Annotated in this window: 15 protein-coding genes; 7 read left to right on the top strand and 8 right to left on the bottom strand. The window is 63.2% G+C overall.

Going from position 1 to position 14557, the window contains the following annotated elements; all coding sequences use genetic code 11:
- Window positions 1–18: 18 nt before the first annotated feature.
- The 3 genes from ppk2 to groL all read right to left on the bottom strand — a co-directional run bounded on the left by ppk2 (window position 19) and on the right by groL (window position 3114).
- A complete protein-coding gene (gene ppk2 / locus MHX52_RS02040) occupies window positions 19–909 on the bottom strand; it encodes a polyphosphate kinase 2 (RefSeq protein ID WP_034987296.1) in 891 nt (296 codons plus the stop codon).
- Window positions 910–1069: 160 nt separating this feature from the next.
- The gene (locus MHX52_RS02035; protein ID WP_161799464.1) at window positions 1070–1201 is read right to left on the bottom strand and encodes a PorACj family cell wall channel-forming small protein; all 132 of its coding nucleotides are present in this window, start codon (window positions 1199–1201) and stop codon (window positions 1070–1072) included.
- A 269-nt stretch (window positions 1202–1470) separates the two neighbouring features.
- On the bottom strand, window positions 1471–3114 hold the full coding sequence (gene groL, locus MHX52_RS02030; protein WP_035004731.1) for a chaperonin GroEL: 1644 nt from the start codon (window positions 3112–3114) through the stop codon (window positions 1471–1473).
- A 232-nt stretch (window positions 3115–3346) separates the two neighbouring features.
- On the opposite strand from groL, the gene MHX52_RS02025 reads away from it, so the two are divergent.
- A complete protein-coding gene (locus tag MHX52_RS02025) occupies window positions 3347–4774 on the top strand; it encodes a dipeptidase (protein WP_239316342.1) in 1428 nt (475 codons plus the stop codon).
- 169 nt (window positions 4775–4943) lie between these two features.
- On the top strand, window positions 4944–5564 hold the full coding sequence (locus MHX52_RS02020) for a hypothetical protein (protein WP_239316340.1): 621 nt from the start codon (window positions 4944–4946) through the stop codon (window positions 5562–5564).
- Window positions 5565–5571: 7 nt separating this feature from the next.
- Here MHX52_RS02020 and MHX52_RS02015 read toward each other — a convergent pair whose 3' ends face one another.
- The 3 genes from MHX52_RS02015 to MHX52_RS02005 form a co-directional block, all read right to left on the bottom strand.
- Window positions 5572–6750, bottom strand: coding sequence for a glutamate--cysteine ligase (locus tag MHX52_RS02015; protein ID WP_239316338.1), 1179 nt, complete (start codon window positions 6748–6750; stop codon window positions 5572–5574).
- A 50-nt stretch (window positions 6751–6800) separates the two neighbouring features.
- Complete coding sequence (locus MHX52_RS02010; protein ID WP_239316336.1) at window positions 6801–7517, bottom strand: LytR C-terminal domain-containing protein; 717 nt, start codon at window positions 7515–7517, stop codon at window positions 6801–6803.
- A 64-nt stretch (window positions 7518–7581) separates the two neighbouring features.
- The gene (locus MHX52_RS02005) at window positions 7582–7794 is read right to left on the bottom strand and encodes a DUF3263 domain-containing protein (protein WP_035004749.1); all 213 of its coding nucleotides are present in this window, start codon (window positions 7792–7794) and stop codon (window positions 7582–7584) included.
- A gap of 25 nt (window positions 7795–7819) precedes the next feature.
- On the opposite strand from MHX52_RS02005, the gene MHX52_RS02000 reads away from it, so the two are divergent.
- The 5 genes from MHX52_RS02000 (at window position 7820) to MHX52_RS01980 (ending at window position 12505) form a co-directional block, all read left to right on the top strand.
- Window positions 7820–8401 (top strand): peptide deformylase, encoded by a 582-nt coding sequence (locus MHX52_RS02000; RefSeq protein WP_035004751.1) that lies wholly within the window; start codon window positions 7820–7822, stop codon window positions 8399–8401.
- Window positions 8394–9479, top strand: coding sequence for a GNAT family N-acetyltransferase (locus tag MHX52_RS01995; RefSeq protein WP_239316334.1), 1086 nt, complete (start codon window positions 8394–8396; stop codon window positions 9477–9479). Before MHX52_RS02000 ends, MHX52_RS01995 begins: the two co-directional genes overlap by 8 nt.
- Window positions 9480–9490: 11 nt before the next feature.
- Window positions 9491–10291, top strand: a complete 801-nt coding sequence (locus tag MHX52_RS01990; RefSeq protein WP_239316332.1) for an exodeoxyribonuclease III — start codon at window positions 9491–9493, stop codon at window positions 10289–10291.
- Between the two features lie 3 nt (window positions 10292–10294).
- The gene (gene cls, locus MHX52_RS01985) at window positions 10295–11806 is read left to right on the top strand and encodes a cardiolipin synthase (RefSeq protein WP_049049719.1); all 1512 of its coding nucleotides are present in this window, start codon (window positions 10295–10297) and stop codon (window positions 11804–11806) included.
- Between the two features lie 156 nt (window positions 11807–11962).
- Window positions 11963–12505 (top strand): MarR family winged helix-turn-helix transcriptional regulator, encoded by a 543-nt coding sequence (locus MHX52_RS01980; protein ID WP_035004760.1) that lies wholly within the window; start codon window positions 11963–11965, stop codon window positions 12503–12505.
- A 92-nt stretch (window positions 12506–12597) separates the two neighbouring features.
- Here the strand turns inward: MHX52_RS01980 and MHX52_RS01975 are convergent, their stop codons facing one another.
- Both MHX52_RS01975 and MHX52_RS01970 read right to left on the bottom strand, forming a co-directional pair.
- Window positions 12598–13410: an ABC transporter permease subunit gene (locus MHX52_RS01975; RefSeq protein ID WP_035004763.1), complete on the bottom strand. Its 813-nt coding sequence runs from the start codon at window positions 13408–13410 to the stop codon at window positions 12598–12600.
- Complete coding sequence (locus MHX52_RS01970; protein WP_239316330.1) at window positions 13410–14531, bottom strand: ABC transporter ATP-binding protein; 1122 nt, start codon at window positions 14529–14531, stop codon at window positions 13410–13412. The genes MHX52_RS01975 and MHX52_RS01970 overlap by 1 nt, the downstream gene beginning before the upstream one ends.
- Window positions 14532–14557 lie beyond the last annotated feature (26 nt).

The raw sequence follows: 14557 nt of genomic DNA, 5'->3' as shown, positions 1-14557 counted from the left end.
CAGTCCGAATGGGTTCTATTAGTCGCCGATCTGGTCGCGGCCGCGCTTGACGATCTTCGGATCCGGCTCGCCGACGACCTCGTGGTCCTTGTCCGCGTACTCGAACTTGGACAGGACGTAGCGCATCGCGTTGATGCGGGCGCGCTTCTTGTCGTTGGACTTAATGGTGATCCACGGGGACTCGTTGGTATCCGTGTAGCGGAACTGCTCTTCCTTGGCGCGGGTGTAGTCATCCCACTTGTCCAGGGAGGCCAGGTCCATCGGGGAGAGCTTCCACTGGCGAACCGGGTCCACCTGGCGGATGGCGAAACGGGTGCGCTGCTCCTTCTGAGTGACGGAGAACCACAGCTTCGTCAGGGAGATGCCCGACCCCATGATCATGTTCTCCAGCATCGGAACCTCACGCAGGAACTCTGCGTGCTGATCGTTGGTGCAGAAGCCCATCACGCGCTCCACGCCGGAGCGATTGTACCAGGAGCGGTCGAAAAAGACGATCTCGCCGCCGCACGGGAAGTGCTGGACGTAGCGCTGGAAGTACCAGGAAGTGGACTCGCGCTCGGAGGGCTTCTCCAGGGCCACGGTGCGGGCACCACGGGGGTTCAGGTGCTCGTTGAAGCGCTTGATGGTGCCACCCTTACCGGCAGCATCACGACCCTCGAAAATAATGATGTGCTTCTGGCCGGTGTCCTTGGTCCAGTTCTGGAACTTCAGCAGCTCGATCTGCAGGGCGCGCTTGGTGGTCTCATACTCGTCGCGGCTCATGCGCTCGTCGTAGGGGTATTGGTCGCGCCAGGTATCAACCCGATGGCCGTCCGGAGTGATCAGTACCGGATCGTCTTCATCCGAGTCGTCCACCAAGTAGCCCTCGGTAGCGGCAAGATCAACCATGTGGAATTCTTCTTCGGCCATGTGCCTGGGTTCTCCTTCGCCTGAAGATTTTTCAATTCTAGTAGCACTTTCCAGTCTAGTGGTTTTGGCCCAGCTATACAGATGTGCCGGAACCATACGGGGTAGGAAAGGCATGAAAAAACCCCGGCCGAAGCCGGGGTTTTAGCTGTTAAGCGGAAGCTTACTTCTCAGCCTTGCCGTTAACCCACTCGTTGATAACGCCGGCAACCTTGCCCAGGCCCTCGAAGATGCTCTTGAAGCCGCCGAAGAAGTCGGTCAGCTGGGTGAAGATGTTGTTGATCTGCTCGAACATACTAGTTTCTCCTCTTGTAGAGATTGGGGGCGCCAGTTCCTCTGAGCCCGATAATTTTCTTGTGGTAGTGACGCCCCCTCTAGGCCGTCTGGAGAATAGAGTAGCGGATCTGCGAAAAGCCACAACCCCTGGGCGAGACCTTCTTTAAATCCACCCCCCACCAGGGGGTAACGATTCAATAAAGATCCAGCTCAGGGGTTGTTTTTACGGCGAGTCCACCTAGGTTAAATCTAGGAAAACCAGCTATTTTTAACTGTTTTACACGGGGCTTAGAAGCCGCCCATGCCGCCCATCTCGTCAGCACCCGGCATTGCCGGTGCCTCCGGCTCCGGCTTGTCCGCGACGACAGCCTCGGTCGTCAGGAACAGTGCCGCGATGGAAGCAGCGTTCTGCAGCGCGGAACGGGTGACCTTCACCGGGTCGGAAATGCCAGCACCCAGCAGATCGACGTACTCGCCGGTTGCAGCGTTCAGACCCTCGCCTACCGGCAGGTTGGCAACCTTGTCCACGACTACGCCCGGCTCTAGGCCAGCGTTGTGAGCGATCTGCTTCAGCGGGGCTGCCAGGGCCGCGCGTACGATCTGCACGCCGGTAGCCTCGTCGCCTTCCAGGCCCAGGTTGTCGTCCAGCACGTTGGCGGTCTGCAGCAGGGCTGCGCCACCGCCGGCGACGATGCCCTCTTCCGCGGCTGCCTTAGCGTTGCGCACAGCGTCCTCGATGCGGTGCTTGCGCTCCTTCAGCTCCACCTCGGTGGCGGCGCCGACCTGCAGCACTGCAACGCCGCCGGACAGCTTAGCCAGGCGCTCCTGCAGCTTCTCTGCGTCGTAGTCGGAGTCCGCGTTCTCGATCTCCTGGCGGATCTGCTTGATGCGGCCAGCCAGCTGCTCTGCGGAGCCTGCGCCGTCGACGATGGTCGTATCGTCCTTGGTCACCACGACCTTGCGGGCGGTGCCCAGCATCGGCAGGTCTGCGGTCTCCAGGGAGAGGCCAACCTCTTCGGCGATGACCTGGCCGCCGGTCAGGATCGCGATGTCCTGCAGCTGTGCCTTGCGGCGGTCGCCGAAGCCCGGAGCCTTCACAGCAACGGACTTGAAGGTGCCGCGGATCTTGTTAACAACCAGGGTGGACAGAGCCTCGCCCTCGATGTCCTCGGCAACGATCAGCAGCGGCTTGCCGGACTGCATGACCTTCTCCAGCAGCGGCAGCAGATCCTTCACGTTGGAGATCTTGGAGCTAACCAGCAGGATGTACGGATCCTCCAGCACAGCCTCGCCGCGCTCCACGTCAGTAGCGAAGTAACCGGAGATGTAGCCCTTGTCGAAGCGCATACCCTCGGTGACCTCGAGGTTCACGCCGAAGGCGTTGGACTCCTCGACGGTGATTACGCCGTCCTTGTTCAGCTGGCCGTCGCCAACCTTGTACATAGCCTCGGCGATCAGCTCGCCGATCTTCTCGTCAGCAGCGGAGATGCCGGCGGTAGCGGCGATCTGCTCCTGGGTCTCGATCTCCTTGGCGTGGCTCAGCAGCTCCGCCGTGATCTTCTCCACGCCAGCCTGGATGCCGCGCTTAATGCCCATCGGGTTGGAGCCAGCAGCAACGTTGCGCAGACCCTCGCGCACCAGGGACTGCGCCAGGACGGTAGCGGTGGTGGTGCCGTCGCCAGCGACGTCGTCGGTCTTCTTGGCAACTTCCTTAACCAGCTCGGCGCCGATCTTCTCGTAGGGGTCTTCCAGCTCGATTTCGCGAGCGATCGTCACACCGTCGTTGGTGATCGTCGGGGCGCCCCACTTGCGCTCCAGGACGACGTTGCGTCCCTTCGGGCCGAGGGTTACCTTAACCGCGTCTGCCAGGGTGTTCAGACCCTTTTCCAGTCCGCGGCGTGCTTCTTCGTCGAATGCAATCATCTTAGCCATGAGGCTTTTCGATCCTCCGTTTAGAGTTGGCGACACATACGGCTCAGATCAAGCGCCCGCGACGGCACGGGTGAATGAATGTCGCGACATTCACCCTCACTTCATCTGACGGTTATTTTCTGGCACTCCCTTAGTTCAAGTGCTAACCCCGTTTTTAGCACTCTCCCCCATCGTCTGCAAGGTGCCGTGCACGCACATCGCCTGTCCCGTCCGGTCGCTACAGTAGTTACCTATGAGCGATACCAACAGTGAGTCCAACCGTGAATCCAACAGCGCATCCAACACCTCGCAGCTAGACCTCGCCCGCACCGCCATCGCGGAGCAGATGCCGCAGCTGAAGGAAGACCTCACCACCCTCGTCTCCTTCGAGTCGGTCCACTCCACCCCGGGTCTGGAGGAGGCCAATGCCGCCGCCGCGCAGTGGGTCATCGACGCATTCACCAGCGTGGGCATCCCCGTCGAAGGCCACGTCACCACCGACGGCTCCACCTCCGTCATCGGCCTGCGCGAGCCCGCCGAGGGCTACCCCACCATCCTCCTGTACTCCCACTTCGACGTGCAGCCCGCCGGCGACATCGAGGCGTGGACCGATGACCCGTGGACCCTCACTGAGCGCGATGGCCGCTGGTATGGCCGCGGCACCGCCGACTGCAAGGGCCACGTCGCCATGCACGTTGCTGTGCTGCGTGCTCTTTCTATCCTTTCGGACGCCCACTTCCCCGCCGCCAAGAATCTCGGCATCCGGATCGTCGTCGAGGGCTCGGAGGAGCGCGGTGGTTATGGCCTGGAGGACCTGCTGGCCGAAAAGCCGGAGCTTTTCGCCGCCGACACTTTCCTCATTGCCGACTCCGGCAATGACGCCCTGGGCGAGCCGAGCCTGTGCACCGCGCTGCGCGGTTCCGCGCCGGTCACGGTGCGCACCCGCACGCTGGCGCAGCCGATGCACTCCGGCCAGTTCGGCGGCTCGGCTCCGGATGCACTAGTCGAGCTGGTGCAGCTTCTTTCCACTCTCCATGACGAAAACGGTTTGGTGGCCGTCCCGGGATTGGAGCCGAAGGAGCGCTGGGGTGGCGTCGGACCAACAGAACAGGAATTCCGCAACAACGCCGGGGTAACCGACGGCGTGGAGCTGTACGGCGCCGGCGAGTGGCAGCCGAACGACCTGACGGTGATGAATCCGTCCATCACGATCACAGGCCTGGATGCGCTGTCGGTGGCGGATTCGGTGAACTCCGTGCCCGCGACCGCCGCGGCCGTGGTGAGCCTGCGCGTGCCGCCGGGACGCGAGCCGCAGGAGTGCCAGGATCTGCTGGTCAAGCACCTGGAGAGCCAAAAGACGAACGCGCTGGTGGAGATCGAGCGCGGCTCCCTTGCCGAGGCATTCCAGGCGGATACTTCTGGTCCGGCGCTGCAGCGACTCGGCGAGGCGCTGGGCGAGGTGTACGGCAAGGAGACGATGGAGGTCGCCTCCGGCGGGTCGATTCCGCTGACCAACAAGCTGCTGGGCGCGTACCCGCAGGCGGAGCTCGCGCTGTACGGCATCGAGGAGCCGAAGTGCGCCATCCACTCCGCGGACGAGTCCGTGGATCCGGGCGAGATTGAGGCCATCGCGACGGCCGAGCTGCTGTTCCTGCTGCGCACCGCAGAGGAGCACAGCTAGCCGCCCAGAATCTCACCTAATGAGAAATAGGCAACAGTTTGAATCTCAGAGTGAGACGGATTACATTATTTAACTAGCAGTACTTTATATAGGTACCCAACTTTATTTGAGCACCCATTCAGCGGGTGCCCAAGGCCAACTAGATCTTGTTCCAGAAAATCGAGTCATCATGAACGTTTCCTCTACGAACACCACGACCCTGATCCGCTTCGCCAGCTCGGACCAGGACCTGGATCTAGACGCGCCTGTGTACACCCCGCTACCCAGCGGTCGCCGTTCCACCGCGAAGACGTACAGCGAGCCGGTGCACACCCGCATCGAGAAGCGCCGCAAGCGCACCCGCACCTTCGCGGAGGATCCGTTCCGCGCCCGCTTCGGCCAACGCCTGCCGGTGGGCATGCGCCAGGAAGCACGCGGCATGGAGTGGAAAAAGTTCATCCGCACCTACGCGCCCGGCGCGATCCGCGTGGACTACCTGAAGGCCACCCGCCTTTCTCTGGGCCGCCACGACTTCGACATGCAGGTCAGTGGCCTGCGCGCCGATGGACAGTCCACCCGCGTGGAGATCACCGCGATGGGCGCCTCCTCGGCAATGACGGAAACCCTGGCAGACCACGGCTTCCCCGTGGAAGTCGCAGAGTTCCACCAGTACGACATCTTCGAGGCCACCGTGACCTTCATCTACGCGGTGCACAAGTCCAAGCGTGTGTGGGCAGTTGGCTTCGGCGCGGACCGCGATACCTCCATCGCTAGCGCCCTGTGCAACGCGGCTGCCCGCCTGCACTTCTAGCGCGAAGCTACAGCGACTTCCGCAGGGACTCGACCGTCAGGTCCACCGCGGCGATCCACGCCTCCGGCTGTGTGAAGCCGCCCTCTACCCCGTCGTCTCCACGGGTGCGGGTGCCGGGCTCCGGCGCCGCACCGTGCTCGCGGGCCGCGGCGCGCTGCAGCGCATAGTCTCCGCCACGGGCGATCAGCTTGCGCACATCCTGCAGCTCTGCTGCGCACCCCAGCTCCTCGGACAGCGGGGTGAGCCTATCCACCCAGGCGTCCAGCTCGTCGGTGACCAGCGCTTCGTTGGTCTGCCGATCGGTAATGATCAGCGCGTCCAGGCCGTAGCGGGCCGCGCGCCACTTGTTCTCCGCCACGTGCCAGGGCTGCAGGATCGGCAGCTCGTGGCCGGCGTCCAGGCGGCGCTCGAAGTACACCACCAGGCAGTGGGTGTAGGCGGCGATGGCGGCAAGCTCCCACAGCTCCATGGTGGCATCCGCGAAACGGGTTTCCACCGTGCCGTACTTGGTGGGGCGCACGTCGAAGTGCATGGAGCCGGTGTGGTTGATCACTCCCGATAGGTCCTGATCCCGGTTGAATTCCTCCCACTGCTCCCAGTTTTCAAACTGGTAAGGCATGCCCGCAGTCGGCAGCTGTTGGTACAGCAGGGTGCGGTTGGAGGAGTAGCCGGTATCCAGCCCCTCCCAGGCGGGCGAGCTGGCGGACATGGCCAGGATGTGCGGGTAGTGCGTCATCAACGCATTAATGATGGGCCACACTTTTTCCTTGGAGCCCACGCCCACGTGCACGTGAATCCCCCAAATCAGCATCTGACGGCCCCAGTACTGGGTGCGCTCGATGATCTCCTGGTAGCTCCCCTTTTCGCTGAGCTGCTGATCCCCCCAGTGCGCGAACGGGTGCGTGCCTGCGGAAAACAGGTTCACGCCGATGTCGTCCGCGCATTCCAGCAGCTGCTTCGCCTGCACGTGCAGGTCCTCGACCGCCTCCGGGATCGTGTCGTGCACGCTGGAGACCATTTCCACAGTGTTGGCTAGGAACTCGCGGACGACCTTGTGGCCGGGGTGCACCTCGTCCATCCGCTCTATCAGTTCGGCGGCGCGCGGAACCAGGTCACGGGTTTCGGGGTCGACGAGGGCGACTTCCCACTCAATGCCGACGGAAGGTGCGGAACCCGGGAAGTCCATTGCGGCCCCTTAGAAGATATGTAGACAGAAGTTAAAAGAACGCTTTTACTTTAGCGGGGCATGTCATTTGTTGTCACAACCACAACACCCGCGGGGCGCTCCCCCTCCAGCATCTCTACGCCTTCGATGGCTCGGTCGGTAGCCTCGTCACGCTCGCGCGCCTGGATCCCCAGATCCTTGGCGAGCTGCTCGGCCAGCTGACGCTCGGCGTCATTACCCTTCGGGTAGAGCACCACAGACGTCGGGAAGACACCCGACTCGTCCGGTAGGTTGCCCACGCCGGTCTTGTTCCACTGCTGGTCGCGCATCTTGTTGGCGACGTCGCCGGCAAGGCCGTTGATGGGACTGTTATTGAGTACGGCTACGTAAGTGTCTTCTTTATTGACGCCACCTTCCGCCGCTGCCGCATCACCATCGCGACGCTCGTCAGCGCGATCGCCCTCCCGGTTATCACGCTCGCCTTCCGGCTTCGGCTTCTCGGCATCTTCCGCGTCCGGGCGCTTGGGATCTTCGCCCTCGGGGGCGGAGGGCTTCTCACCCTGCTTAGCTTGCTCGCCCTGCTGACCCTGCTGACCCTGCGTCTGCTGGGTCTGGCTGGCCTGCTCGGATTCATCGGAATCATTGCCGGACAGGGAGAATACGCCCCAGCCAATCAGCAGAACGGCTACGGCAATCAGGATCATGGCTAGGCCGCGCAGCGGGAGGCCGAGGTTCTCATTATCCGCGTCGTCATCGAGTGCATGGCGTGGTCGATTCGGTTCAGTCACGCCACAAAGTTTAACTTCCGTAACATCGGTAACAAACCTGACACGCGCTGTGCCTTACACTTCGTCAGAGCTCTTCGTCACGGCGGCGCAACAGCATGCGTACCAGGACGGGGTCGAAGTCCAGCGCCTCCGGGCGCTCGATCAGCCGGTTGAGCTGCTGAAAGTAGCGGACCGGATCCACCCCAAACTCGCCGCGGATGTGCTCGTTCTTCGCGCTGGCATCCCGCCACCAGCGGCGCTCAAACTCCAAAATGGCGATCTCTCGGTCTGACAACATGGAACTAGATTCTAGACTGTCTGTTATGACCATCATGCCTATCGTCATCTGTGGCGACCCTGTACTGCACAACCCCACCACCAAGGTGGACCCCAGCGAGATCGCCGACCTCGCCCCGCTGATCGCGGATATGTACGAAACGCTCTCCGCCGCCAACGGCGTGGGGCTGGCAGCCAACCAGGTGGGCGTAAACAAGCGGTTCTTTGTCTACGACTGCCCCGATACCGAGCGTGGCGAGATGCGCCGCGGCTGCGTGATCAACCCCGTGCTCGAGACCAGCGAGATCCCGGAAACTATGCCGGACGAGGAGGAAGACGAGGAAGGCTGCCTGTCCGTCCCCGGCTACTCCTTCCCCACCGGCCGCGCGGATTGGGCGCGGGTAACCGGCCTGGACGAAAACGGTGAGGAGGTCACCGTCGAAGGCACCGGCTTCTTCGCCCGCTGCCTGCAGCACGAGGTCGGCCACCTGGATGGCTTCCTGTACACCGACACCCTGATCGGCCGGTGGAAGCGCAAGTCCAAGAAGGCCATCAAGGCCGAGGGCTGGGATCACGCGGGCAACACCTGGACCCCCGGCGTGGACGAGGATCCTTTCGGGCATGAATAAAGACACGACGTTCTCCGCCGCCCACGCAGGTGCCCGGCGCGTGGAGGGCTTCGGGTTCCCCATCAGCCGCCGCACCGACCCCGTGAGTATCCGCCCGGGCACGCGAGTGGTCGTGCGCTACCGTGTGCCGGGCGATGCCGCTTCCGGCCACGGGGCAGGCTCCGTCACCGACGCGATCGGCGTGCTGCGCAACATAAGCCCGCTGCAGGTGGACGACCTTGTGATCGCCGACGAAGACGTTGTGGTGCTGAAGACCCTCAGCGCCAAGCCAGTGCGCAATAGCGACATCCGCGCCCTCGAAGCCGCCAAGGCCGCAGCCTTCCCCGGCATCGAAAACCAGATGATCGGCGGATGGCTGGCGCGCGCGGGCGATGGCATCACCGAGCGCAGTAACTCCGCGGTGCCCATCGGCCCGAGTGCTGGGTTGCAGGAGGTTCCGCTGGCGCAGCTGGAGGAGTTCTACCGCTCCCACAATCTGCCCTGCCAACTGATGATCCCCGACCGGATCGGCCGACCTGCCGAACACCTGCCGGGCGAACGCGGCCCGGAGATCCTGGTGATGAGCAAGGAGCTCGGCGACTCGGCGCGGCTCTCGGCGCAAGACTCGCCGCAGGCTCCGGCTCCGGCTCTGGACACGTCCCAGACCGACGCGCTGGACCCATCCCTGGCCGACGCGCAGATCGAGCTGGCCGTCGACGAGACCCCGGATGCCGACTGGTTCTCCATGTACAAGTTCCGCGGCCAACCCCTGCCGAAGAAGGCCCTGGACCTGCTGTGCCACCGCATCGACGGCCAGCTGGGCTTCGCCCGCCTCACCGTCGATGGCCAACTCGCGGCCATCACCCGCGCCACCATCACCGACGGTTGGCTGGGTTACTCCGCCGTGGCGGTGGCTCCGGAATTTCGCCGCCGCGGCCTGGGTACCCTCCTTTGCCAACACCTGCTTAGCTGGGGCGCGGACAACGGCGCGGAGCGCGCCTACCTGGACGTTATCGATTCCAACACCGCCGGAAAGGCGCTATACCACAAGCTGGGTTTCAGCGAACACCACCGCAGCCGTAGTCTGCGCACGCGCTAGAATGCTTAACCATGCGCATCGCCACCTGGAACATCAACTCCGTACGCACCCGCGAGGAGCGGGTGCGCGAGTTTTTGCAGCGCAGCGACGTGGACGTGCTGTGCCTGCAGGAGACCAAATGCACGGACAAACAGTTCCCCGACTTCACTGACACGGGCTACGAGCAGGCTCACTTCGGGCTGCACAGCTTCAACGGCGTGGCCATCCTGTCGCGCGTGGGCCTGGCGGACGTGCAGACCGACTTCGGCCAGCCCGGCTTTAACAAAGACCTGGATGCCGAACAGGCGCTGGAAGCCCGCGCGATCGGCGCAACCTGCGGCGGCGTGGAGGTATGGAGCCTGTACGTTCCGAACGGCCGCGAGATCGCGGATCCGCACTACTCCTACAAGCTGCGGTGGCTCGACGCCCTCGCGGCGTATGCGGCGGGTTCGGGCGTGGGGGCGTCCCAAAGAAAGAGCAGCGAGAAGCTGTGCCTGGTCGGTGACTACAACATCGCCCCGCGCGACGAGGACGTGTGGGATCGCAGCTTCTTCGACGGCCGCACGCACGTGACTCCCAACGAACGCGCCCGGTTGCGTGCCCTGGAGGATGCGGGAATGACCGCCGCAACGGACCTGATCGCCGACGAATACACCTACTGGGACTACCAGGCCATGCGCTTCCAGAAGGGCGAAGGCATGCGCATCGATCTGCAGTATGCCCGCGGAATCACTCCCACCGCCGCGCGTGTGGATCGCGACGAGCGCAAGGGCAAGGGTGCCTCTGACCACGCGCCAGTGATCGTGGACTACAGCGTGGATGGCGAGGCCTAAATCATGCCCTTCCCCGACCTCCTCGGCCTGTTTAGCGAGTTCACGGACGATTTGCAGTGGTGGCAGGTCACACTGGTCGTCCTGGACTACGCGCTGAAGATCTTTGCGCTGGGCTGGGTTCCTAAGGAACGACGCCCAACGTCCGCCATGGCCTGGCTGCTGGCCATCTTCCTGATCCCCTTTATCGGCATCTTCCTATTCCTGCTGATGGGATCCCCAGCGATCAACCGACGGCGCCACCGCATTCAGAACCAGGCGAACGAACTGATCCGCACGATGAGCGCCGACGAGCCCGACGTCCCCGAGGGCAGCGAGCTCAGCGACGAGCTGCGTTCGCTGGTGCGACTCAACCGGGAGCTCACCGCACTGCCCGCCGTGAACGGCACCATGCAGGCCCTGCATTCGGACTACGAGGAATCGATCGCCGCGATGACCCGCGCGATCGACTCGGCCGAAGACTACGTAAACGTCGAAATTTACATCATGGCCTGGGACGATACGACCGAGCCCTTCTTCGAAGCGCTCGGCCGGGCCGCGCAACGCGGAGTGACCGTGCGCGTGCTGTGGGACCACATCGGCGCGCACAAGTACAAGGGCAACAAGAAGCTGGGTAAGAGGCTGCAGGCCATGGGCGTGGACTGGCAGGTCATGCTGCCCCTGCAGCCGTTCAAGTGGCGCTTCCGCCGCCCCGATCTGCGCAACCACCGCAAGCTGGTGGTCGTGGACGGCCGGGTGGCCTTCATGGGCTCGCAGAACATGATCGAGGCCCCGTACCAGAAGCCGAAGAACCACAAGATCGGCCGCGAATGGGTGGACGTAATGGCGGAGCTAACTGGCCCCATCGTCAGCACCATCAACTCGGTGTTCGCCGTGGACTGGTTCACCGAAACCAACGAGGAACTGGACCTCATCAACCCCACCGATGCCAAGCAGTGGCTGGATACGCACGACCAAGATACCGGCGCGGACATCATGCAGATCGTGCCCTCCGGCCCCGGCTTCACCACGGAGCCGAACCTGCGTCTGTTTACCTCCATAGCGCACCACGCCAAGCACACGCTCAAGCTGATTAGCCCGTACTTCATCCCCGATGAGTCCCTCATGGAAGCCGTGACCACCGCCTGCTACCGCGGAGTTCGGGTGGAGCTGTACGTATCCGAGAAGTCGGACCAGCCGATGGTGGGCCACGCGCAGGCCTCGTACTACTCGGAGCTGCTGAAAGCCGGGGTGCACATGTACCTGTACCCCTACCCGAAGGTCCTGCACTCTAAGTTCGCCATCGCCGACGGCGAGATAGCCGTGATGGGCAGCTCCAACATGGATATGCGCAGCTTCGGCCTGAACTACGAGATTTCGCTGATGGTCGGCAAGGGCGAGCTGCTGGATGCGCTGCGCTCCCTGACCGATGACTACCGGCAACGCTCCGCCCTTTTGACCGAGGAGCAGTGGAGCACCCGCCCGCTGTACAAGCAGTATGTGGATAACGTCGCGCGCCTGACGAGCGCGCTGCAGTAACACGCCGCGATAGCGCTGCAGGAGCGCTGCAGTAACACGCCGTGTTGGCGAATTGATTGTTTTCATTATCGCCGATTAGTGCAATAGCACTTTTGCCGTCATATAGGGTGAATCACAAGTTACTTACATACGCACACCAAAAGAAAGTTTCGCCCGATGACCCCGTCACCCCAGAAGTCGCCGCAGACGCCTTCCCACCCCCCGGTACGCGGCCGTAAGGCACCCGAAATCCTGCCGGAGATCGACGTCGCAGAGATCGCCACGGCAGTGTATGACTTTCTTTCCGCCACCCGCCGCCTGATGGAGCGACCTAACCAGTCGCTGGAGATCTCCCAGTCGGAGATCGAGGTTCTGCAGTTCATCTCCCAACACCCGGGCTGCGGTGTGTCGGATGTCGCCCGCCTGCGCTTCCTCCGCGCCTCTAACGTCTCGGCGACCGTGCGCCGCCTCATCAACGGCGGGCTGATCCGCCGCCAGGCCAACCCGGAGGATAAGCGAGCCCAGGATCTGTATCTCACGGACGAGGGCGTGGACATGATGAACTCCATCACCGACGAGTGGGCGCTCATCATCACTAAGGCCACCGACCGAATGGATGCGCGCGACATCGCAAAGCTGCGCCGTGGCGTGCCCGCCTTGCGGAACCTCTCCCTGGCTGCGGAGTCCCTCGTCGACGATTTGCAGCGCAACCCGGACTAGCCCCGAAGACGCCAAACCAGCCCCAAAGCTAAAACGCCCCACCTGGCATCTCAAGGCCGGTGGGGCGAAGGGGGCGTCACTAAGAAAAGCGCTTAAGCGTCCCGCTTCTTCAGCGTCACTACGCCGACGATGAAAAGCACCAGACACCAGGCGGCGAAGTACAGGATCGAGCCCGTCTGGCCCCACGGCGCCTTGTCGAGGTCCCGCATGCCGACATATGCCTCAGCGTTGGTGAACGGCATGTACGGCGGCAGCCAGTCGCGAACCTTCGGCACCAGCTGCACCAGCGTGCCCTCGATCACCAGGTTCCACAACAGCATGATTGCAATGCCGCCGGCGGTGTTACGGACCAGGTAACCCACGCCGATGGCGGCGGCGATGGTCAGCAGCAGGTACAGCTCGATACGCCCGATCTGCTCCCACAGGCCATCGGCGCCGAGGCCGACCTTGCCCAGCAGCTCTTCATCCTCCAGATTCCAGCCGAGCGACCACTTGGCGAGAACCGTGCCCACCACGTTGGAGATCAACGCGAGGATCGAGGCGATCACGCCGTAGACCAGGAACTTTGCGATCGGCACCTGCCAGCGCGTCGGGGTGGCCAGCAGGGTGGTTTTGCTGGTGTTTGCGCCGTATTCGGTGGTCACCAGCATCACGGCCTGGATCATCACGATCATCATGCCGAAGGAGAGGAAACCGCTTAGGCCCATGTCAGCGCCGACGCCCGCGACGACGGACATGTACAGCTCTGGGTCCTTCTGCGCCTCCTCGCTCGTCAGCAGCGAGCCGGTCATGCCGCCGTTAAGCAGCGCGAAGCCGAGCGAGAAGAACAGGATCAGCCCGGAGGTCCACCACAGGGCTTTGGTGCTGCGGAGCTTAATCAGCTCCGATTTGATCAGGTTCACCATTACTTGTCCCCTTCCTTCTGCACGCGCACGGCGTTGCCGGTTGCCTCGCTGCTTTCTTTAGCGCTCTTTTCTGGGGCGCCCTTTTCTTTATGACGCCCACCTGCGGACTCCGCCGCTTCCGGCACCACCTTGGGAGCGGCCTTTTCCGCCGCCTCGGTCTTGCCAGGCTTGGCCTCAGCCTTACCGGCCTCGAGCTTGTCGGCCTCGACACTGGCGTGGTACTCCACGTGCTCCTGAGTCATGCGCAGGTATGCGTCCTCCAGGCTCGGGCGCTTCTCCGACAGCTCGCGCAGGCGCAGCCCGTAGCTATAAGCCAGGGCACCGATCCAGTCGCTTTCCTGCTGCGGGATGGTGAGCGTCGGGCGGCCGTCCAGATCCTTCCCCTCCTGGAACGCCACCGATTCCTCCGTCAGCGCGGCCTTCATCTCCGCGATGTGGTCGGTGCGCACGACGGTGGATACCTCGGAAGTGGACTTAATAAACTCGTGGGTGCTCTGGTTTGCCACCAGGCGCCCCTTACCGATGACGATCAGGTGGTCGGCGGTCTGCGCCATCTCGCTGAGCAGGTGCGAACTGATCAGCACGGTGCGGCCCTCCCGCGCCAGGGCCCGAACGAAATCGCGCACCCAGCGGATGCCCTCCGGGTCCAGGCCGTTCACGGGCTCGTCCAGGATCAGCACCTCCGGGTCGCCCAGCAGCGCGCAGGCCAGGCCCAGGCGCTGCCCCATGCCCAGGGAGAACTTGCCGGCCTTGCGGCCCGCCACATCGCTTAAGCCCACGATGCCCAGGACTTCATCCACGCGCTTTTTAGAGAATCCGTTGGCAGCGGCGACCCAGCGCAGGTGTGCCGCGGCGCTGCGGTTGGGGTGGACCCACTTGGCATCCAGCAGCGTGCCGACCTTCTCCAGCGGGCGCTTGTACTCGGCATATGCCTTGCCATCAATGCGGGCAGTTCCCTTGGTCGGCTCATCCAGTCCCACGATCATTCGCATCGTGGTGGACTTGCCGGCACCGTTGGGCCCCAAGAACCCGGTGACGATTCCGGGTGAGACCTCAAAATTCAAATCGTTGACTACCGTGTTGCCTTTATAGGCTTTGGTTAGGGAACTGACCGTAATCATGCGTTCTAGTCTGCCACAATAAGGGG

Source organism: Corynebacterium sp. ACRQJ, assembly GCF_022346045.1.
In the GTDB taxonomy this organism is placed as follows: Bacteria; Actinomycetota; Actinomycetes; order Mycobacteriales; family Mycobacteriaceae; genus Corynebacterium; species Corynebacterium evansiae.
The sequence above is the reverse complement of the archived record's forward strand: the minus strand, read 5'-3'. Positions and strand labels throughout refer to the sequence as shown.